The 22,272-nt window shown below is 39.4% G+C and carries 17 protein-coding genes and 1 pseudogene; 17 read left to right on the top strand and 1 reads right to left on the bottom strand.

What is annotated here, in order from left to right:
- The 15 genes from SMIDD28_RS11795 to SMIDD28_RS01365 all read left to right on the top strand — a co-directional run.
- Nucleotides 1-708: mucin-binding protein (locus SMIDD28_RS11795; RefSeq protein WP_196756345.1), on the top strand; the 708-nt coding region annotated here is incomplete at its 5' end.
- A 299-nt stretch (nucleotides 709-1,007) separates the two neighbouring features.
- The gene (locus SMIDD28_RS01430; protein ID WP_061424163.1) at nucleotides 1,008-2,093 is read left to right on the top strand and encodes a YSIRK-type signal peptide-containing protein; all 1,086 of its coding nucleotides are present in this window, start codon (nucleotides 1,008-1,010) and stop codon (nucleotides 2,091-2,093) included.
- A gap of 318 nt (nucleotides 2,094-2,411) precedes the next feature.
- Nucleotides 2,412-9,113 carry a Rib/alpha-like domain-containing protein gene (locus SMIDD28_RS11520; protein ID WP_061424161.1) on the top strand — a complete coding sequence of 2,234 codons (6,702 nt, stop codon included), beginning with the start codon at nucleotides 2,412-2,414 and terminating at the stop codon, nucleotides 9,111-9,113.
- Nucleotides 9,114-9,276: 163 nt separating this feature from the next.
- Nucleotides 9,277-9,567 (top strand): 30S ribosomal protein S6, encoded by a 291-nt coding sequence (gene rpsF / locus SMIDD28_RS01420; protein WP_001151785.1) that lies wholly within the window; start codon nucleotides 9,277-9,279, stop codon nucleotides 9,565-9,567.
- Nucleotides 9,568-9,578: 11 nt separating this feature from the next.
- Nucleotides 9,579-10,049 carry a single-stranded DNA-binding protein SsbA gene (gene ssbA / locus SMIDD28_RS01415; protein WP_061424159.1) on the top strand — a complete coding sequence of 157 codons (471 nt, stop codon included), beginning with the start codon at nucleotides 9,579-9,581 and terminating at the stop codon, nucleotides 10,047-10,049.
- Nucleotides 10,050-10,080: 31 nt separating this feature from the next.
- A complete protein-coding gene (gene rpsR / locus SMIDD28_RS01410; protein WP_000068664.1) occupies nucleotides 10,081-10,320 on the top strand; it encodes a 30S ribosomal protein S18 in 240 nt (79 codons plus the stop codon).
- Nucleotides 10,321-10,941: 621 nt separating this feature from the next.
- Nucleotides 10,942-12,342: a bifunctional Cof-type HAD-IIB family hydrolase/peptidylprolyl isomerase gene (locus SMIDD28_RS01405; protein WP_061424154.1), complete on the top strand. Its 1,401-nt coding sequence runs from the start codon at nucleotides 10,942-10,944 to the stop codon at nucleotides 12,340-12,342.
- A gap of 1 nt (nucleotide 12,343) precedes the next feature.
- A complete protein-coding gene (locus SMIDD28_RS01400) occupies nucleotides 12,344-12,706 on the top strand; it encodes a S1 RNA-binding domain-containing protein (RefSeq protein WP_061424152.1) in 363 nt (120 codons plus the stop codon).
- Nucleotides 12,707-12,758: 52 nt separating this feature from the next.
- On the top strand, nucleotides 12,759-13,508 hold the full coding sequence (locus tag SMIDD28_RS01395; protein ID WP_061424150.1) for a tRNA1(Val) (adenine(37)-N6)-methyltransferase: 750 nt from the start codon (nucleotides 12,759-12,761) through the stop codon (nucleotides 13,506-13,508).
- Nucleotides 13,498-13,782, top strand: a complete 285-nt coding sequence (locus SMIDD28_RS01390; protein ID WP_061424148.1) for a GIY-YIG nuclease family protein — start codon at nucleotides 13,498-13,500, stop codon at nucleotides 13,780-13,782. The genes SMIDD28_RS01395 and SMIDD28_RS01390 overlap by 11 nt, the downstream gene beginning before the upstream one ends.
- Nucleotides 13,772-13,972, top strand: coding sequence for a hypothetical protein (locus SMIDD28_RS01385; RefSeq protein ID WP_061424146.1), 201 nt, complete (start codon nucleotides 13,772-13,774; stop codon nucleotides 13,970-13,972). Before SMIDD28_RS01390 ends, SMIDD28_RS01385 begins: the two co-directional genes overlap by 11 nt.
- Before the next feature lie 92 nt (nucleotides 13,973-14,064).
- Complete coding sequence (locus SMIDD28_RS01380; RefSeq protein ID WP_061424144.1) at nucleotides 14,065-15,000, top strand: manganese-dependent inorganic pyrophosphatase; 936 nt, start codon at nucleotides 14,065-14,067, stop codon at nucleotides 14,998-15,000.
- Nucleotides 15,001-15,086: 86 nt separating this feature from the next.
- Nucleotides 15,087-15,599 carry a YiiX/YebB-like N1pC/P60 family cysteine hydrolase gene (locus SMIDD28_RS01375; RefSeq protein ID WP_061424143.1) on the top strand — a complete coding sequence of 171 codons (513 nt, stop codon included), beginning with the start codon at nucleotides 15,087-15,089 and terminating at the stop codon, nucleotides 15,597-15,599.
- Nucleotides 15,583-16,233: a DUF1803 domain-containing protein gene (locus SMIDD28_RS01370; RefSeq protein ID WP_061424141.1), complete on the top strand. Its 651-nt coding sequence runs from the start codon at nucleotides 15,583-15,585 to the stop codon at nucleotides 16,231-16,233. Before SMIDD28_RS01375 ends, SMIDD28_RS01370 begins: the two co-directional genes overlap by 17 nt.
- A 100-nt stretch (nucleotides 16,234-16,333) precedes the next feature.
- Entirely contained in the window at nucleotides 16,334-16,525 is a 192-nt protein-coding gene (locus SMIDD28_RS01365) for a CsbD family protein (protein ID WP_000051184.1), read from the top strand.
- Between the two features lie 45 nt (nucleotides 16,526-16,570).
- On the opposite strand, the gene SMIDD28_RS01360 is transcribed toward SMIDD28_RS01365, so the two are convergent.
- The gene (locus SMIDD28_RS01360; RefSeq protein WP_061424139.1) at nucleotides 16,571-18,016 is read right to left on the bottom strand and encodes a UDP-N-acetylmuramoyl-L-alanyl-D-glutamate--L-lysine ligase; all 1,446 of its coding nucleotides are present in this window, start codon (nucleotides 18,014-18,016) and stop codon (nucleotides 16,571-16,573) included.
- A 105-nt stretch (nucleotides 18,017-18,121) separates the two neighbouring features.
- Here SMIDD28_RS01360 and SMIDD28_RS01355 point away from each other — a divergent pair, with 105 nt between their 5' ends.
- Both SMIDD28_RS01355 and SMIDD28_RS01350 read left to right on the top strand, forming a co-directional pair.
- Complete coding sequence (locus SMIDD28_RS01355; protein WP_061424137.1) at nucleotides 18,122-19,744, top strand: putative polysaccharide biosynthesis protein; 1,623 nt, start codon at nucleotides 18,122-18,124, stop codon at nucleotides 19,742-19,744.
- A gap of 205 nt (nucleotides 19,745-19,949) precedes the next feature.
- Nucleotides 19,950-21,908, top strand: a pseudogene (locus tag SMIDD28_RS01350) (peptide ABC transporter substrate-binding protein).
- Nucleotides 21,909-22,272 lie beyond the last annotated feature (364 nt).

Genomic DNA, 22,272 nt, shown 5'->3' with positions numbered 1-22,272 from the left:
CGTACAATCAACTACCTAGAAAAAGGTACAAATAAAGTCTTGAAAGATCCAGCGGTACAAAGCGTGACGTTATCAAGAACAAAAACAACAAACAAAGTCACTGGAGAAGTTACATACGGAGAATGGAGCAAGGGCAGTTGGTCAGAAGTAATACCAGAATCAATAGCAAACTACAAAGTTCCAAGTGTCACAAGAGTAGAAGCGACAGAAGTAACATCAACAACAGATGATAAAACAATTGATGTATACTATGAAGCAGATACAAAACCAGAGCCTAAACCAGAACCTAAACCAGAACCTAAACCAGAGCCTAAGCCAGAGTCTAAGCCAGAGCCTAAACCAGAGCCTAAGCCAGAGCCTAAACCAGAGCCTAAGCCAGAGCCTAAGCCGGAGCCTAAACCAGAGCCTAAGCCAGAGCCTAAACCGGAACCAGCACCAGTTCCATCAACACCAGAGACTCCTGAACAACCAGTAGCTCCAGTGCAACCGGAACAACCAACAACTCCAACCCAACCTGCTGTTCCAACACCAGCTGAAACATCAGTAGCAACTGATTCAGCTACTCAACCAGCAACACCTAAATATGTTGAAGGTCAAAAAGAGTTACCTAACACAGGTACAGAAGCTAATGCTAGTCTAGCTGCACTTGGACTCCTTGGAGCTTTGAGTGGATTTGGACTTCTTGCTCGCAAGAAAAAAGAGGACTAAAAACTCATAGTTTTTGAGAAGATGATTCGTCATCTTCTTTTTTTAGACCCCTATGGTCTTTTGCTTTTTTATATAAAGTTTGCAGAAAATATATTTTAATATATATATATTAAAAAACGCTTATTTTACATATAAATAGTAGATTTTCTAATGAAAATAATGTTATAATGTAAGTAATGGATTATTTACCTATGTTTAGAGTAGGGATATTTAACTCTGTGAATCAGATTTAGAAATTGAAACTTTCAAAATACTTGGGTGTAATTCCGCAACTAAAATTTATTTAAAAAGGAAAAAATATGTATTCAAGAATGGACAAGTATCACGGACAAAAGGTCCAGCGCTTTTCAATCCGTAAGTATAGTTTTGGAGCAGCGTCAGTAGCTGTAGCAGCCTATATGATGTTTGGTGGGGCAGCGACTATTCAGGCTCAAGAGCAAGGTACATCAGCTACAGTGACTAGCGAACAGGTTAACCCCGATGCTGGAAATCAAGCAGATTCAAGCAAGCCTGTAGATTCAACTGAAACTTCTACATCAACTGTGGCGACACCAACAACTGAGCAACCATCAGCACTAGCAGAAACACCAAAAGCGGAAGAAGCCCTAGCTACAAAGGCTGATACAAGCAAGTTGGAAGCAGCTATTGCTCGTATGGAAGCAGCCCTTGGCAAAGCAGGAGTATCTGAAAAGACTGCCTCAGCTATTGAAGCAGCAAAAACAGAACTTGCTAAGGCTCAAGCCCTACTGTCAAACGACAAAGCAACACAAACAGAAGTAGATAAAGTTGCTAAAGAATTGAATAGCCAAGCTTTCGTTCTTTCAAGTATGCCAAAAGTAGAAAAGAAAGAAGAAAAACAAAATCAAGACTCACGTAATGGACAAGAGATTTCTGGCCATGGGGAAAGTGGGTTTAGAACTGTAGATACTACAGCTGCAAATGCTGCGTCGGAAGCAGAAAAATATAAAGGTATTCGAGATGCAGCTATTCCACAATTGCAAGCAAATATTGATAAACTTCAAGCTGAAATAGCAAAAGAAGAAGCGCTACCTACGAATAAAAAAGATCAATTTAAAATTGATGTTTTAAAACATATTAAACAAAAAGCAGAAAATGTTATTACAACTGCAAATGCAGCGGATGTAAGTTCAGCTCAAAAAATGAGCCAACAAGCAGAAGCTGTTAAATCTGAGCGTGATTTATTAGCTTTATATTTGGCTGGTAAAGCAGACTTAGGAGCACCTGTTAGTGAAAACCATGTAGCTTACGGTAATAACCCAACAAACGGTGTCTTTGAGAGTCTGAAAGAAGGTTTTGGGGATAAAGTAACCTTTACGGATGCTGTTACTAAATCAGAAACGATTGCTAAGCAACAAAGAGGCTAAGGAGAAATTAATGCTCGTACTGCAGGAATTGGTAGCGCAACTTATAACTGGAAAGAAAAAACTATTACAAAAGCTGATGCAGAAGCTGGCGTACTAAATGGTTGGAAAATAGAAGTTGGTGAGCAAGTAAATGCTGTTCAACCTCTTGATGTAACGAATGTTACAGATAAAGATGGGGCACCAAGTACTCGTACAGTACCAAAATCAAAAATATATACAAACAATGGAGAATTAAAACGATTCTATACTGAAGGACATCAACTATCCTATAATAACGGTAGTGGTATCATTCCAACTTTAACGCCTACTATCGATGCGATGAAGAATAATGCATTTGGAGAAGTGAAAAATCGTGATTATTATCTTGAATTAGGTAGTAAAGGTACGACTATTTCAAAGGAATATGATGTAAATGGAAATTCAAGAATTAATGTTAACTTGATTCACGGTGGTGCTTATGGTCATGTTTCTACTACAGGAACTGGAGAAAAAGTTAAACTTAAAATTGTTGATGCTTTCACAGGAGAAGTTATTAACCCAGTTGAAGGGAAAAATGGTCCTTTATCTACGGAACAAGGTCCTGGGGGAAGTAACGGATGGAATTATATGGCTCGTCTATATGATATTCCTGCAACTACTACAAAAATTAAGGTTTTAATCGAAGCTGGGGACCAAGCGGGATCACAAAATGGAGGTACTGAAAACCAAACAGAATGGGGTAATAAGGTTACGCTCAGAGATGGATACCTTGTAGGAGGTATCGGTATTGCTACAGCTCCAGCTGCAGAAGTGGTAACAAATGTCAGCTCTGGAAGACAAAATAATGAGTATGGATATACACCAGACACTATCTACAAAAAAGATCAAAAAGGTAGTTTTAACTTTACGCTTAAAGATACAGCTGGAATGAATATTGATTATTATGCTGCATCACAAGTGCAAGTAACGATTAAAGTTCCAAAGGGTGTAGTCTTAGAAGATCGAGTTATTAATGCAAATGGCGGAAGTGCATTTCTTGGAGGTGTTTATGCTAATTCCATTAAATGGATCCCAAATGATTCTAATGATAATTCTAAAGGTGGAACATTAACTTATAATGTGCCAGCTGGAAATCGTATGGCTGCTGCTGAAAAAACTACTCGTTCATCAAGTATTGTCTTTACAACTGCGAATAACTTTATTGGACCAGCTGACTTCAAAGTTACAGCAACAAGTGGGTTTGGAGATACGGATGCAGAGGGAAATAAATTATATTCATATACAACTAATGGTTTGAAACCAGCATATGAAAATCAGTTCAATCGAGGAGGATTGGCAAATTCTGATAAACCAGATTTTGAATATGGAAAAATAATCTATATTAATAGCTTACAAGCAACAGGTACCGTGACTGTTCCAATTAATACTAACAATGATCAGTTAAAAGAAGTTGCTTATGCAAAAGCACAAGAAGAAGTTAATTCAGCTAATTTCCAACAATTGCTTAGAGATATGAATGCAACAGCTGGAATAGGTCAAATTACGAATGTTACCCTTAATTCTAAAGATAAAGTTGAAATCACAAAAATAGCTGCTGATGGACGTGGTGTTGTAAAAGTTCCTGTTACTTATACTGCTGATGGAAGAACTTATGATACAACAGTAGATATTGAAGTAAATGTTGTTAAATCAACTACAGATAAGTTAGTAGTATTTGAAGGTGATAAGATTACAAATGATCAGGTTAAATCTTCAGTCACTCCTGCTACAATCGAGACTAAAGCGGGAGTTGTAAACAATCCTAACGAAGCAGATGTCTTTAGTACGACAGGAAAAGCTGGAGAAGCAGGATTGAAAATTCCAACAACGGTTACTCATGATTCAAATGGTACAAATATTAATGAAACAGTAGAAGTTCCTGTGTTGGTATTACCAAAAGCAACTGGTGAAGTAGAAGTACACAAAGGAGCTTCAGTAGATAAAGTAAAAGAAGTTGCAAAAGAAAAAGCAACAGCATTAGTAGAATCAGCAGATTTCACAGGGAAATTACCAACAGGAGCAACAGTAACAGTTGGTGATATTACAGAAGAAGTACTAGCGACAATAACTGCAGAAAAAGGGACAAATAAAGGTGTTGTAAATGTTCCAGCAACATATACAGTAGATGGAAAAACATATAATACAACAGTTCCAGTAACTATCAACGTAGCAGGTTCTGAAACAAAAACGATATATACATTAGAAGGAACAAAACCAAGTGTTGAGAAAGTTAAGAATGCAGTAACACCAGGAAATGAAGGAACAGTAAACGATCCGAAAGAAACAGATTTACCTGCTACAACAGTAAAAGCAGGAACACCTGATATAACCGTACCAACAACAGTAACATATCCAACAGGAGATGAAACTGTAAAAGTACCAGTTGAAGTGTTACCAAAAGCGACACCAGAAAAAGTAACAACATTAAAAGATACAACTAGTGACAACCTAACAACAGCTGTAAAAGAAAAAGCACAAGCTGCACTAGGTAAATTAACACTACCATCAGGAGTTACAGTAGAATTAGTTCCAAATCAAACATATACTGTTCCAGCAACAACTTCTAATGGTGATAAAGATAATGTACCAGTAAAAGTACAATATAAAGACGCTACAGGTACAGTAGTAGCAGAAGATACAATTAATGTACCAGTAACAGTAGTGAGTTCAACACCAAGTAAAATCGTTGTTTTCGAAGGTGATGAAGTAACAGCTGATGCAGCTAAAGGTGCTGTAACACCTGGAACAGATGGTACAAAAGGTGAACCAACAATATTACCAGAAACAGCAGGTAAAGCTGGGGAAACAGATATTAAAGTAGATGTACCAGTAACATATGACAATGGTAAGTTAACAGAGACAGTAAGTGTACCAGTAACAGTATTACCAAAAGCAACTGGTGAAGCAGATGTACCAAAAGGTTCAACTGTTGATAAAGTCAAAGAAGTAGCGAAAGCAAAAGCAGCAATATTAGTAGAAGAAGCAGGCTTCAAAGGGAAATTACCAACAGGGGCAACAGTTATAGTTGGTGATATAACAGAAGCCGTAGCAGAAACTCTAACAAATGAAAAAGGGACAAATAAAGGTGTTGTAAATGTTCCAGCAACTTACACAGTAGATGGAATAACATACAATACAACAGTACCAGTAACAATCAACGTATTAGGTTCAGAACCAAAAACAGTATACACTGTAGAAGGAACAAAACCAGATGCTGAGAAAGTTAAAAATGCAGTAACACCAGGTACTGGAGGAACAGTAGGAACACCAACAGAAACTGCTTTACCAGAAACAACAGGTAAAGTAGGAGCAAAAGATGTAACTGTACCAATAACAGTAACATACCCAAGTGGAACAGAAACTGTAAATGTACCAGTTGAAGTGTTACCAAAAGCAACACCAGAAAAAGTAACAACATTAAAAGATACAACTGGTGAAAATTTAACAACAGCTGTCAAAGAAAAAGCACAAGCTGCCCTAGGTAAACTCACATTACCATCAGGAGTTACAGTAGGATTAGTTCCAAATCAAAATTATGCTGTTCCAGCAACAGATTCAAATGGTGATAAAGGTAATGTACCAGTAAAAGTACAATATAAAGACGCTACAGGTACAGTAGTAGCAGAAGATACGATTAATGTACCAGTAACAGTAGTAAGCTCAACACCAAGTAAAATCGTTGTTTTCGAAGGTGATGAAGTAACAGCTGAGCAAGCGAAAGCAGCCGTAACACCAGGAGAAGATGGAACAAAAGGTGAACCAACAACATTACCAGAAACAGCAGGTAAAGCTGGGGAAACAGACGTTAAAGTAGACGTACCAGTAACATATGACAATGGTAAGTTAACAGAAACAGTAAGTGTCCCTGTAACAGTGTTACCAAAACCAGAAGCGGATGAAATTCTTGTCCCTAAAAATGGGGATAAAGACAAAGCAAAAGAAAAAGTACTTGCTCAAGCCAAAAAAGCAATTGCTGACGGAACATTTACAGGTAAATTGCCACAAGGTGCAACAGTTGCTATTGATGAAACAGCTACAGTAACAGTGCCAGACTTAACAGAAGATACAGAAGTTGATGTACCAGTTAAATACACTGTAGATGGTCAAGAAAAAATGACAACTGTTAAAGTACCAGTTACAGTAGTTGAAGGTGTACCACAAATTGTACCTGTAAAAGAAAATAATGATGTTTTACCAGATCCAGAGAAGAGTATCGATAAAACAGATTATCCACAAGGATCAACATTTAGATATAAAATTCCAGAAGGACAAACAAGTCCAATTGATGTAACAACAACTGGAGATAAGAACGTGGTTGTTGAAGTGCTTGACCCACAAGGAAATACAATCGTTGAAGTACCATCTACAGTACGAGTAGTAGAAAGTTATCCTAAATATGTACCAGTAGATCCAGCTAAGAAACAGCCAGATCCAAAAGAAAACATTAATCCAAATGATTTCCCAACTGGAACAACATTTGAATATAAAGATAACACTCCAGTAGATACAACAACACCAGGTGAGAAACCTGTAACGGTAGTAGCTAAGTTGAATGGACAACCAATTACAGAAATTCCAGCGACAATTGTAGTAGTAGAATCTAAGACACAATATGTCCCTGTAAATGCTGAAAATGATAAGAAACCAAAACCACAAGATAGCATTACACCGGATGATTATCCAGAAGAATCAACATTTGAATACAAGACTCCAGAGGGACAAACAACTCCATATGATGGAACAACACCAGGTGAAAAAGATGTTACTGTAGTCGTGAAAGATTCAGATGGAGATACAATTGTAGAAGTACCTGCGAAGATTAAAGTAGTTCAAGGTAAAGAACAATTAACTCCAGTAAACGCTGAAGATAAAGATAAACCTAAAGCTGAAGATAGTATCACACCAAGTGACTATCCAGAAGGGTCAACGTTTGAATACAAAGTTCCAGAAGGACAAACAACTCCATATGATGGAACAACTCCAGGGGATAAACCAGTTACAGTTGTGGTAAAAGATAAAAATGGTAATGTATTAGTAGAAGTTCCAGCAACTATTAAAGTAGTGGAAGCTAAACCAAAACCAATCGAAACCCCAGTGACGAATACACCTTTAACAAAAGAGGATATTTCTAAATATGTTAAAGTTCCTGCAGAAGGCAGGGTAACGAATGTTGAGAACATTCCAGACTTAACAACGCCAGGTAAGAAAGATCCAGTTAAAGTAACGGTAGAATTACCAAATAGGAAAGTAATTACAGTGGAAGTCCCAGTGAACGTAACACCAGTGAAGGAAATTGAAACTCCGGTTACGAAGACTCCATTAACACCAGAGGATTACACTAAGAGAATCACGATTCCAGAAGGTGGCAAGGTAACGAAGGTAGAAAACATTCCAGACTTAACAACACCAGGTAAGAAAAATCCAGTGAAAGTAACTGTGGAATTACCAAATGGAAAAGTAATTACAGTAGAAGTTCCAGTAAATGTAACTCCAATCACTCCAATTGAAACACCAGTAACAAAAGATAAACTGACTCCAGAGGATGTATTAAAACAAATTAAAGTACCAGACGGAGCAACAGTTAAGGTAGGAGATCTTCCAGACTTAACAACACCAGGTAAGAAAGATCCAGTAAAAGTAACGATTACATTACCAAATGACAAAGTAGTTACGGTAGAAGTCCCAGTGAATGTAACACCTATTGAAGATATTGTTAAAAAACAAGGTGATCCAATTACTGCTGAGGATGTTGAAAAACACATTCCAAAAGGAGTAAAAGTTATCTCAATTGGAGATAAACCTACAACAGATGTTCCAGGTGAAAGACCAAGTATTCCAGTTGTAGTTGAATTGCCAAATGGAATTCGAGTAACGATGAATATCCCAGTAATCGTAACGCCGAAAGTAACACCTGTAGTAGTTTCAGTAGGAACGCCTGTAACGTCAGAAGATGTTAAGAAACATATCGAATTGCCAAAAGGATGGACTGTAACAAAAGTGGGCGAAATTCCAACGACTACAACACCAGGAACAAAACCAGTTGTTTCAGTGGAAATTGAATTACCAGATGGACGTAAGATTACAGTCGACGTACCGGTAATCGTAACACCAACTGTAAGACAAATTGTTGTACCACAAGGAACTCCAATCACACCAGATGATGTAAAAGGTCATATTGATTTACCAAAAGAGCCAGGATGGGAAATTGTAGAAGTAGGAGAAATCCCAACAACAATTCCAGCTGGAGTAAAACCAAGCGTTAAAGTGAAAATTAAAGTTCCAACTGGTGAGATAATTGAAGTAGATGTACCAGTAATCGTAACACCGAAAGTAACGCCTATTGTAGTAGGAGTGGGAACACCAATTACTGAAGAAGATGTTAAGAAGAAAGTAGATCTACCAGAAGGTTGGGAAATTGTAGAAGTAGGAGAAATTCCAACGACTGAAACACCTGGAGTAAAACCAGTGGTTAAAGTGAAAGTAAAATTACCGGATGGTCGTATTATTACAGTCGACGTACCAGTAACAGTAACACCTAAATCACAAAATGGTGGAGGAGTCATTGCTCAAAATGGTGATTCAACAGTTCAAATTGTAACGGAATACCTAGATGAAAATGGTAACCGAATTACTTCAGATAAAGAAGGAAAACACAATCCGATAGAGTTGGAAGGATATGAATATAGTCATTCGACAACGGATGCTAAAGGAAATACCTTACATCACTATAAGAAAGTGACAAATCCAATCGATCAAGAACAACCAGTAGCTCCAGTGCAACCGGAACAACCAACAACTCCAAGCCAACCTGCTGTTCCAACACCAGCTGAACCATCAGTAGCAACTGATTCAGCCACCCAACCAGCAACACCTAAATACGTTGATGGTCAAAAAGAATTGCCTAACACAGGTACAGAAGCTAACGCTAGCCTCGCAGCGCTTGGACTTCTTGGAGTCCTAGGTGGATTTGGACTTCTTGCTCGCAAGAAAAAAGAAGACTAAAAACTCATAGTTTTTGAGAAGATGATTCGTCATCTTCTTTTTTTATTTTAGTGTTTTTACTTGCGTAAAAAAATTTTTTCTAGTATAATAGTTTATTGTGAGCGAACCTCACTTACCCCTTGCAAAGTCTTGGGGTCATTAGACCAAAAGGAGGAACATATCAATGGCTAAATACGAAATTCTTTATATCATTCGTCCAAACATTGAAGAAGAAGCTAAAAACGCTTTGGTAGCACGTTTTGACTCTATTTTGACTGACAACGGTGCAACTGTTGTTGAATCAAAAACTTGGGAAAAACGTCGTCTTGCATACGAAATCCAAGATTTCCGTGAAGGACTTTACCACATCGTTAACGTTGAAGCAAACGACGATGCAGCTCTTAAAGAGTTTGACCGTCTTTCAAAAATCAACGCTGACATTCTTCGTCACATGATCGTCAAAATTGACGCGTAAGAAGGTAAACTATGATTAACAATGTTGTACTTGTAGGGCGTATGACACGTGACGCTGAGTTGCGTTATACCCCATCAAATGTAGCAGTTGCGACTTTTACTCTTGCAGTAAACCGTACATTTAAGAGTCAAAATGGCGAACGTGAGGCTGATTTTATCAATGTCGTTATGTGGCGCCAACAGGCTGAGAACCTTGCTAATTGGGCTAAAAAAGGCTCACTTATCGGGGTGACAGGTCGTATCCAGACTCGTAGTTACGATAACCAGCAAGGACAACGTGTCTACGTGACAGAGGTCGTGGCTGAGAATTTCCAAATGTTGGAAAGCCGTAGTGTGCGTGAAGGTCATACAGGTGGAGCTTACTCTGCCCCAACTGCAAACTATTCAGCACCTACAAATTCAGTACCAGACTTTTCACGTGATGAAAATCCATTTGGAGAAACAAATCCATTGGATATTTCAGATGATGATTTACCATTCTAATGGACAACTAAAATTATAAAGGAGAAAAAACATGGCTCAACAACGTCGTGGCGGATTCAAACGCCGTAAAAAAGTTGATTACATCGCAGCAAACAAAATTGAATATGTTGATTACAAAGATACTGAGCTTCTTAGCCGTTTCGTTTCAGAACGTGGGAAAATCCTTCCTCGTCGTGTAACAGGAACTTCAGCTAAAAACCAACGTAAAGTAACAACAGCTATCAAACGCGCTCGCGTAATGGCTTTGATGCCTTTCGTAAACGAAGATTAAAGAAAAGACCCGGTTGGGTCTTTTTTTCACGAGCCTTGAAATGATAGAGCGAGTTGGGGTCCGGGTGGACCTCTTTTTCATGAGCTTGAAAACAAGAAAGCGAATTAAGACCCCGACGGGTCTTTTTTTCACGAGCTTTGAAATGAGAGAGTGAGTTGGGTCCTGGTGGACCTCTTTTTCAGATCCGGTTGGGTCTTTTTTTTCACGAGCCTTGAAATGAGAGAGCGAGTTGAGGTCCGGGGGACCTCTTTTTCATGAGCTAGAAAACAAGAAAGCGAATGAAGACCCGGTTGGGTCTTTTTTCACGAGCCTTGAAATGAAAGAGCGAGTTGGGTTCGGTTGGATTTTTTCGTAAACATTAATTTTCTTCTCTTCAAAGACTTATACTCAATGAAAATCAAAGAGCAAACTAGGAAGCTAGCCGTAGGTTGCTCAAAACACGGTTTTGAGGTTGTGGATAGAACTGACGAAGTCAGTAACATATATACGGTAAGGCGACTCTGACGTGGTTTGAAGAGATTTTTGAAGAGTATTACAATAAAAACTGGAAACTTTTTGAAAATAGGGGATTTAGCTACTTTATGGTATAATGGAAAGAGTTAGATTGAAAGAGGTAGTGAGATGGATGCCAAATTAAGATATAAGGCAAAGAAAATCAAGATTGTCTTTTTTGATATTGATGATACCTTGCGAAATTCCAAGACAGGTTTTATTCCGACTTCAATCCCAACTGTTTTTAAGCAATTACGTGAGAAAGGAATTTTGACAGGTATTGCTTCTGGACGAGGGATTTTTGGTGTCGTTCCAGAGATTCGTGAGCTCAAGCCTGACTTTTTTGTAGCTTTGAATGGGGCTTATATTGAAGATAAAAAAGGTCAGGTTATTTATCAACATCAGATTGAGAAGTCAGATGTTGAGGAGTATATCTCTTGGGCCAAACAAGAGGGAATTGAGTATGGTTTGGTTGGGAGTCATGATGCCAAGTTGTCGACTCGCACCGATATGATTAGTGAAGCTATTAATCCAATTTACCCCAATTTAGATGTAGACCCCGATTTCCATGAAAAAGAAGATATCTATCAGATGTGGACTTTTGAAGATAAGGGAGATGACTTGCACTTGCCTGACAGTCTCTCAGACAAACTTCGTATGGTTCGTTGGCATCAACATTCGTCTGATATTGTGCCGATTTCAGGCTCCAAAGCGACGGGTGTGGAAAAGGTTGTGGAATACCTTGGCTTGAAACCAGACAACGTTATGGTTTTTGGAGATGGCCTCAACGACTTGGAACTCTTTGATTATGCTGGAATCAGCGTTGCCATGGGAATTTCTCATGAAAATATCAAAGAAAAAGCAGATTATATTACAAAAACATTAGAAGAAGATGGCATTTTTGATGCCTTAGAAGGATTTGGTATGGTAGAAAAAGAATTGCATTTCCCACAAGTAGACATTGAAACAGTAGAAGGTCCTATCGCGACTATTAAGACCAATCACGGAGACTTGCGTATCAAGCTTTTCCCTGAACATGCTCCTAAAACAGTAGCTAACTTTGTAGCTCTATCAAAAGATGGTTACTATGATGGAGTCATTTTCCACCGTATTATCAAGGACTTTATGATTCAAGGTGGAGACCCAACTGGAACTGGTATGGGTGGCGAGTCAATCTACGGCGAATCATTTGAGGATGAATTCTCAGAAGAACTTTACAATGTCCGTGGTGCCCTTTCTATGGCCAATGCTGGTCCAAATACCAACGGTAGCCAGTTCTTTATCGTGCAAAATCAACATTTGCCTTATTCTAAGAAAGAAATTGCTCGTGGTGGTTGGCCAGAACCGATTGCGGAAATCTATGCCAACCAAGGTGGAACTCCTCACTTAGACCGCCGTCATACTGTTTTTGGTCAGCTAGCTGATGAAGCATCTTACGCTGTCTTGGATGATATTGCTGCTGTTGAGACAGGGGCCATGGACAAGCCAGTTGAAGATGTTGTGATTGAAACCATTGAAATCGAGGACTAAGATGAAAATCGGTGATAAGCTAAAGGGGCGTATTACAGGGATTCAGCCCTACGGTGCCTTTGTTGAACTAGAGACGGGTGATACAGGGCTGATTCACATTTCAGAGATTCGAACAGGATTTATTGAAAATATTTATGAAGCCTTGAAAGTCGATGAAGAGGTTCAGGTTCAGGTAGTGGATTTAGATGAATTTACAGGGAAAGCTAGTCTTTCTATCCGCACTTTGGAGGAAGAAAAGCACCAGTTTCCTAGACGGAGACGTTTTTCGAGCGACCGTTTTAACTACGGCTTTGCGCCTCTTAAACGAATGATGCCAATTTGGACCAAGGAGGCCCTTCAACATTTGAAGAATCAGAAGCACTAGTTAGAAACCCCTACCCTTTGTAATGTTAATATAAATTTGCTATAATAGGACTATGGAAGAAGAACAATTATTAAAATCAGGAGAGCGTATTAACCAGCTCTTTTCGACAGATATTAAAATCATTCAAAATAGAGAGGTTTTTAGCTATTCGGTGGATAGTGTTCTCTTGTCACGTTTTCCACGTTTTCCTAAAAAGGGCTTGATAGTGGATTTCTGCGCTGGAAATGGAGCAGTTGGGCTATTTGCTAGCACTCGTACTCAGGCACAGATTTTGGCTGTTGAGATTCAGGAGCGTTTGGCAGATATGGCTGAACGCTCTGTCCGTTTGAATGGTTTGGAAGAGCAGATGGGGGTCATCTGTGATGATTTGAAAAATATGCCTTCTCGTATACAGGGAAGTAAGGTGGATATGATTTTGTGTAATCCGCCCTATTTCAAGGTGGATCCTCATTCAAACTTGAACGAGAGCGAACATTATCTCTTGGCGCGACATGAAATCACGACCAATTTGCAGGAAATCTGTCGTAGTGCCCAGAGTATTCTCAAATCTAATGGGCGTTTGGTCATGGTTCATCGTCCTGATCGACTTTTAGATATCTTGGACAGCTTGCAACGACATAATCTAGCACCTAAGCGTCTGCAATTTGTCTATCCAAAAAAGGAAAAGGAAGCCAATATGCTCTTGATTGAAGCTATCAAGGATGGCTCAACAAGCGGTTTTAAGGTCTTGCCACCTCTCATTGTTCACAATGATGATGGCTCTTATACGCCCGAACTCGAAGAGATTTATTATGGATCATAAGGCTTATATGTACGTGCTGGAGTGCCGTGACGGATCCTACTATACAGGATATACGACTGATGTGAAGAGACGCCTCGCTGTCCACAATAGTGGGAAGGGAGCCAAATATACACGAGCACGCTTACCAGTGAAACTTATTTATGCAGAAGGATTTGCCAGTAAGGAAGAAGCCATGTCAGCAGAAGCTCTTCTCAAGCGTAAGAAGAGGCCACAGAAGGAGCAATTTTTATCTGAAAATCAAGATAGAAATTTACTTAGACTCAATGAAAATTAAAGAGCAAATTAGGAAGCTAGCCGTAGGTTGCTCAAAGCACTGCTTTGAGGTTGTAGATAAGACTGACGAAGTCAGATCAAAACACTGTTTTGAGGTTGTGGATAGAACTGACGAAGTCAGTACCCATACCTACGGCAAGGCGAAGCTGACGTGGTTTGAAGAGATTTTAGAAGAGTATCAGTTATTTTGAAGAATCGTGAGGAGCCCTTTGACTCCTCTTACTTTTGTCAAAAAGCGAAAAAAATGCTACAATAAAGAGAATAAACAAAATGAGGTATTATCATGTCTAAGATTCTAGTATTTGGTCACCAAAATCCAGACTCAGATGCCATCGGGTCATCTGTAGCCTTTGCCTACCTTGCAAAAGAAGCTTACGGTTTGGATACGGAAGCTGTTGCCCTTGGAACTCCAAATGAAGAAACAGCCTTTGTCTTGAACTATTTTGGTGTGGAAGCACCGCGTGTCATCACTTCTGCCAAAGCAGAAGGTGCAGAGCAAGTTATCTTGACTGACCACAATGAATTCCAACAATCTGTATCAGATATCGCTGAAGTAGAAGTTTATGGTGTTGTAGACCACCACCGTGTGGCTAACTTTGAAACTGCAAGTCCACTTTACATGCGTTTGGAGCCAGTTGGTTCAGCGTCTTCAATCGTTTACCGTATGTTCAAAGAACATGGTGTAGCTGTGCCTAAAGAGATTGCTGGTTTGATGCTTTCAGGTTTGATTTCAGATACCCTTCTTTTGAAATCCCCAACAACACACCCAACAGATACAGTCATTGCTCCTGAATTGGCTGAATTAGCTGGTGTCAACTTGGAAGAGTATGGTTTGGCTATGTTGAAAGCTGGTACAAACTTGGCTAGCAAATCTGCTGAAGAATTGATTGACATCGATGCTAAAACTTTTGAATTGAACGGAAATAATGTCCGTGTTGCCCAAGTGAACACAGTTGACATCTCTGAAGTCTTGGAACGTCAAGCAGAAATTGAAGCTGCAATGCAAGCTGCTAACGAAGCAAACGGCTACTCTGACTTTGTCTTGATGATTACAGATATCGTTAACTCAAACTCAGAAATCTTGGCTCTTGGTGCCAATATGGGCAAGGTCGAAGCGGCTTTCAACTTCAAACTTGAAAACAATCATGCCTTCCTTGCTGGTGCCGTTTCACGTAAGAAACAAGTGGTACCTCAATTGACTGAAAGCTTTAATGCGTAAGATTTTGGGTGTCAGTTCAAAATCGGAAAGGCTAGTTTGCCTTATATCGAAAGGAGTTTCGGCTCCTTTTTTTCTAGGAGTGAAGTATGTTAGAAAATGGCGATTTGATTTTTGTGAGAGATGAGTCAGATATGGGACAGGCTATCCAGACTTCCACAGGCAGCTATAACCATGCTGCGATTTGTTTGGATGGGATGATTTACCACGCTAGTGGACAGGTTGGTGTTGTTTGTCAGGAACCAGCAGACTTCTTTGAGCCAAATAACTTGTACGACCTCTATGTCTACCCAAAAATGGATATCCAGTCTGTGAAGGAAAAAGCTTGCAAACATCTAGGAGCACCCTACAATGCTTCTTTCTATCCAGATGGAACTGGTTTTTACTGTTCCCAGTACATGGCAGAAATTCTCCCGATTTTTGAAACCATTCCCATGAAATTTGGAGATGGTGAGCAGGAGATTAGTGATTTTTGGAGGGAATATTATAGGGAGATTGGTCTGCCTGTTCCTCTGAACCAAGCTGGGACCAATCCCAGTCAGTTGGCAGCGTCACCTCTGTTAGAATGTAAAGAAAGGAATCTTCATGATTCAGATTTTTAATCCCTCTCGTTTGACGAGACAGCCATTTTTTGGAGAATTGATACGCTATCTGGACCAGCATGAGGATGTGATTCTGCGGGAAATCAAGGCCCAATTTCCAGATGTAGCAGTTGATAAACTCATGGAAGAGTATATAAAGGCTGGCTTGATTCTACGGGAAAATAAGCGTTATTACCTCAATCTTCCTATGCTTGAGTCCCTTGATAGTCTCGAACTGGACCAAGAGATTTTTGTTAGAGAAGATAGTCCGATCTATCAAGCATTGTTGGAGCAGAGTTTTGAGACGGAGTTGCGCAATCAAACCAATGCAGCTATTTTAGTTGAAAAGACGGACTTTGCGCGAACAAAAATGACCTTGTCTAATTATTTCTACAAGGTCAAACATCAGTATCCTTTGACAGAAAAACAGCAGGAACTTTACGACATTTTGGGAGATGTTAATCCTGAGTATGCTCTCAAATACATGACGACTTTTTTGTTGAAATTTCTCAAAAAAGATCAACTGATGCAGAAACGCCGTGACATCTTTGTGGACAGTTTAGTTGTCCTAGGTTATATTGTCCAAAAGGAAGATGGAAAGTATGAGTTGGCTATCGATTTTGATAAGGAAAGATTAACTTTCTACTTGGTCTGATTTCTTGTTTCTGAGCACATTGTTTGACTTTCCTTAGTATTCGGTATAAACTGTATGTAACCGGTAACACATATCGGAATAAACTAAAGGAGACAATCATATGTCACTTGAAAACAAATTGGAACAAGCAACAGGCGCTATCAAAGAAGGATTTGGTAAGGTTACTGGGGATAGCAAGACTGAAGCAGAAGGCGCTGTAGAAAAGACAGTTGCTAAGGCAAAAGAAGTAGTTGAAGATGCTAAAGGTGCTGTAGAAGGTGCCGTTGAAGGTTTGAAAAACGCTTTTAAATAAAGATAAAAAAATCAAGGGTTTCATTTCCCTTGATTTTTTACTATCTTATAAATAATTTTCTGCTACGGCGGCATCTCCAGGATAGGCTTCTTTCTTGCCTTGGACGATTTGGTAGCAATCTGCTCCCTTACCAGCAATAATAACTGCGTCTAATTCGTGATTTGTGATAGCCATAGCTGCCTTGATGGCTTCTTGGCGATCTGCAATTTTTTCAACAGGATGATTGATATAGCTACTAATTTCATCCGCAATGGCCATTGGGTCTTCATAGTTGGGGTCATCAGCAGTCAGAAAGATTTGAATCTCAGGATGTTGATTGAGGAGGAGGCCAAAGTCCTTACGACGGCTTTCTCCCTTGTTTCCTGTCGAACCCAGAACCAGAGCAATTTTTCCAGTTTGATGAGTTTCAACCACATTGATGAGTTTTTTCAGACTGTCACCATTGTGGGCATAGTCGATGAAGACCTTGGCTCCATTTTTCTGAGTCAAGACTTCCATACGACCAGGAACTCGGGTTGCAGCGATCCCTTTTTTGATGTCCTCAAGACTTGCTCCAAGACGGAGACAAGCAAGTCCAGCAGCAACGGCATTTTCTTGGTTGAAGTGACCGATGAGTTGGGTATCATAATCACCAGCGAGTTTACCTGTAGCTGAAAAGCTAAAGGCTTTGGAGTTCTCGATTTGGTTGTCTGACTTACTACCATAGAAATCATGGTCTTGATCTGCCACCTGTTCTTTCAAGACTGAGAAGTGGTCCATGTCGCTGTTAATGATGACTGCTCGGCTATTTTCCATCAAGAGACGTTTGTGGTAGAAGTAGTCTTCAAAGCTAGGGTGTTCAATCGGGCCGATATGGTCTGGGCTGATATTGAGGAAAACTCCCACATCAAAGATTAGACCATAGACACGTTTGACCAGATAGGCTTGACTGGAGACTTCCATGATGAGGTGGGTACGGTCATTTTGCACAGCCTGATTCATCATGTCAAAGAGGTCAATACTCTCAGGAGTTGTCAATGCAGACTTAAAGAAAGTCTTGCCATCAAGAGTTGTATTCATGGTCGACAACATAGCAGGTCGATGCCCTTGAGATAAAATGTTATAGGCGAAATAGGCTGCCGTTGTCTTACCCTTGGTTCCAGTAAAGGCGAGGAGTTTGAGTTTTTCCTGTGGATTTCCATAAAATTCCATAGCAATCAGACTCATGGCTTTCTTAATGTCGTTCACGATAATGGCGGGAATACCAACCTCATAGTCCTTTTTAGCTACATACCAACCGAGTCCTTGAGAGATGGCTGAAAGCAGAAATTCCTTCTTAAAGGCAGCGCCTTTTGCAAAAAAAAGAGTGTCTTCTTTTACTTTTCGGCTGTCGTAACTAATGCTATCAAAAACAACCTCGCTGTAGTTGTAGTGATAATGTCCTTGGTCGATAATCTCACGGAAGAGACCATCTTTCTTTAAAATATCTAATACGGTTTCAATCTTAATCATACTTTCTATTGTAAACTGAAAGTCGTAAATTTACAAGTAACAAGGAAAAGTTTATAATGGAAAATAAGGAGTTTTTCCTAGTTATCAAAATTGAATGAGGAATCTATGTCGCACGAAAACAATCATCAGCAGGCCCAGATGTTACGGGGGACTGCTTGGCTAACGGCCAGTAACTTTATCAGTCGCCTACTCGGGGCTATTTACATTATCCCTTGGTACATCTGGATGGGGTCTTATGCGGCTACAGCAAATGGACTCTTTACCATGGGATACAATATCTATGCCTGGTTCTTGCTGGTTTCAACAGCAGGTATTCCAGTTGCAGTGGCCAAGCAAGTTGCCAAGTACAATACCATGAGAGAAGAGGAGCATAGCTTTGCCCTGATTCGGAGCTTTTTAGGATTTATGACAGGACTAGGCCTCGTTTTTGCCCTAATCTTGTATATCTTTGCTCCTTGGCTAGCAGACTTGTCTGGCGTGGGCAAAGACTTGATCCCAATCATGCAAAGCTTGGCTTGGGGAGTCTTGATTTTCCCATCTATGAGTGTTATCCGAGGATTTTTCCAAGGGATGAATAACCTCAAACCTTATGCCATGAGCCAAATTGCTGAGCAGGTCATTCGTGTTATCTGGATGCTCCTAGCAACCTTTATCATTATGAGGCTCGGTTCAGGAGATTACCTAGCAGCGGTTACCCAATCCACTTTTGCTGCCTTTGTCGGTATGGTAGCCAGTTTTGCAGTCTTGATTTATTTCCTTGCCCAAGAAGGCTTACTCAAAAAAGTCCTTGAAACAGGAGATAAGATTAACAGTAAGCGTCTTTTGGTCGATACCATTAAGGAAGCCATTCCTTTTATCCTGACAGGGTCTGCCATCCAGCTTTTCCAGATTTTGGATCAGCTGACCTTTATCAATAGTATGAGCTGGTTTACCAACTACAGCAATGAGGACTTGGTTGTCATGTTTTCTTATTTCTCAGCCAATCCTAATAAAATCACGATGATTTTGATTTCTGTTGGGGTTTCAATTGGGGGTGTCGGTTTACCACTTTTGACTGAAAACTATGTCAAGGGGGACTTGAAGGCGGCTTCTCGTCTCGTTCAGGACAGCATTACCATGCTTTTTATATTCCTACTGCCAGCAACGGTTGGAGTGGTCATGGTAGGAGAACCTCTGTATACGGTCTTCTATGGTAAGCCAGATAGTTTGGCTATGGGCTTATTTGTCTTTGCAGTTTTGCAGTCTATTATTTTAGGCTTGTACATGGTCTTGTCTCCAATGCTTCAGGCCATGTTCCGTAACCGCAAGGCCGTTCTCTATTTTATCTATGGTTCCATTGCCAAGCTGGTCTTACAACTACCAACCATTGCTCTCTTTCACAGTTACGGGCCTTTGATTTCCACAACCATCGGTCTCATTATTCCTAATATTTTGATGTATAGGGATATTTGTAAGGTAACTGGTGTTAAGCGCAAGGTGATTTTGAAGCGAACCATTTTAATCAGTTTGCTGACCCTAGTCATGTTTCTGTTAATAGGAACCATCCAGTGGCTGTTAGGATTTTTCTTCCAACCAAGTGGACGTTTGTGGAGTTTCATATATGTAGCCCTTGTCGGTGCCATGGGGGGTGGACTTTATATGGTTATGAGTCTGCGTACCTATTTATTAGATAAGGTAATAGGAAAAGCCCAAGCAGATCGCCTGCGAGCAAAATGTAAGCTTTCGTAAGATAGTATTTATAAATAAAAGGAATAAGTTGAACAATCTTTTAGGAGAACTTGAAACTTATTCCTTTTTTAATCACTGATAAGAAGTATTTGTGAAAATCACGAGTGAAAAATGTAATTTTTTTGAAAAAATTCAGAAAAACTATTGACTAATTAAAACCCGAGATGTATAATAAAGCAAATATTTAAAACAGGAGGTTTTGGAGATGAAAAAGTCTAAATTCAAGTATCTGACACTTGCAGGTGTCGTTTTAAGTGCAGGTTTTCTACTAAGTGCCTGCAGTAATTCTTCTAGTGCAGCTAAAACGTATAGTTATGTTTACGTTTCTGATCCAACTAGCTTAAACTATCTTAAAGACAATCGTGCGACTGTACTTGACGTTGTTACAAACTTTGTAGATGGTCTCATGGAAAATGATCAGTATGGGAACTAAGTGCCATCCTTGGCAGAGGATTGGACTGTTTCTCAGGATGGTTTGACCTATACCTACAAACTGCGGAAAGATGCTAAATGGTATACTGCAGATGGAGATGAATATGCTCCTGTTACTGCCCAAGATTTTGTCACTGGTTTGAAATATGCGGCTGATAAAAAATCAGAAGCCTTGTACTTAGTGCAAGAATCCGTCGCAGGTTTGGATGATTACATTAACGGTAAAACAAGCGACTTTTCAACTGTCGGAGTTAAGGCTCTTGATGACCAAACCGTTCAATATACCTTGAACCAACCAGAACCTTACTGGAATTCAAAAACAACTTCAAGTATTCTCTTCCCAGTTAACGAGGAATTTTTGAATTCAAAAGGAGATGATTTTGGTAAAATTGATCCTGCAGATATCTTGTACAACGGACCATTCTTATTCAAGGCTTTCACTTCAAAATCTGTTATGGAATATAAAAAGAATCCAAACTACTGGGATGCAAAAAATGTCTTTGTAGATGATGTGAAGTTGACTTATTTTGATGGTAGTGATCAAGATTCCCTTGCTCGCAACTTTACTGAGGGAGGGTATAGTTATGCTAGGCTCTACCCAAATAATTCAAGTTTTGAAGCTATTAAAGAAAAATACAAAGATAATATCATCTACAGTATGCAAGATGCGACTTCTTACTATTACAATTTTAACCTAGACAGAAAATCTTATAAATACACTTCAAAAACAAGCGATGCTGAGAAAAAATCAACTCAGGAAGCTGTTCTAAATAAGAGCTTCCGTCAAGCTATTAATTTTGCCTATGATCGTACAGCCTATGGAGCTCAATCTCAGGGTGAAGATGGGGCAACGAAGATTCTCAGAAACCTTTTGGTTCCACCAACCTTTGTCTCAGCTGATGGTAAGAACTTTGGTGAAATGGTAGCTTCAAAAGTTGTCAATTATGGTAAAGAATGGCAAGATATGAAATTTGATGATGCTCAGGATCCGTATTACAATGTTGACAAAGCCAAAGAAGCCTTTGGAAAAGCTAAAAAAGAATTGGAAGCTAAAGGGGTTCAATTCCCAATCCACTTGGATATGCCAGTTGACCAAACTGTTAAAAGAGGTGTCCAAGAAGCTAGTTCATTCAAACAGTCTATCGAATCTGTCTTGGGGGCTGATAATGTAGTTATTGACATCCAAATGTTAGGCCCTGATGAAATGGAAAGCATTGGTTATAGAGCTGAGACAGCTGCGCAAAAAGACTATGACCTCTATAATGGTGGTTGGAGTGCAGACTATCTAGATCCTTCTAGCTATCTTGATACACTTAGCTTATCAAGCGGTGGTTCTCTCCAAAATCTAGGAATTGAACCTGGTCAACCAAATGATAAGACGAAAGCAGCTGGTATTGATACTTATACTAAGATGGTTGAAGAAGCTGGTAAAGAACAAGATTTGTCTAAACGTTACGATAAGTATGCTGATGCTCAAGCGTGGTTGGTGGATAGTTCTCTAGCGATTCCAAATCTTTCACTGGGTGGAACACCAACATTGAGAAAAACTGTTCCTTTCTCATCACCTTATTCATTGGCTGGTAATAAAGGGGTTGAATCATATAAATACCTCAAATTACAAGATAAGGCAGTTACAAAAGACGAATATGAAAAAGCCAAAGAAAAATGGATGAAAGAAAAAGAAGAATCTAATAAAAAAGCCCAAGAAGAATTGGCAAAACATGTCAAATAAAATCTATCCATGTATTGTAGATAAGTTTGGGTAAGAAGTTTTTGTGATTAAAAACGCATAATATCAGGTATATAAAATCCTAGATGTTATGCGTTTTGTTATAGGAAGATTTATTAGACTTTCTCCTCCAATTGAGTCTCAATGAAAATCAAAGAGCAAACTAGGAAGCTGGTCGCGGACTGCTCAAAACATAGTTTTGAGGTTTGTAGATCAGACTGACGAAGTCAGCTCAAAACACAGTTTTGAGATTGCAGATAAGACTGACGAAGTCAGTCACATATATGCGACAAGGCGACGCTGACGTGGCTTGAAGAGATTTTCCAAGAGTATGAGTTATTTCCGACTTTATCCGTTGAAATATTAT

The organism is Streptococcus mitis (assembly GCF_001579045.1).
GTDB lineage: Bacteria > Bacillota > Bacilli > Lactobacillales > Streptococcaceae > Streptococcus > Streptococcus mitis_D.
Note: the sequence above shows the minus strand (reverse complement) of the source record. Positions and strands in the feature narration are given on the sequence as shown.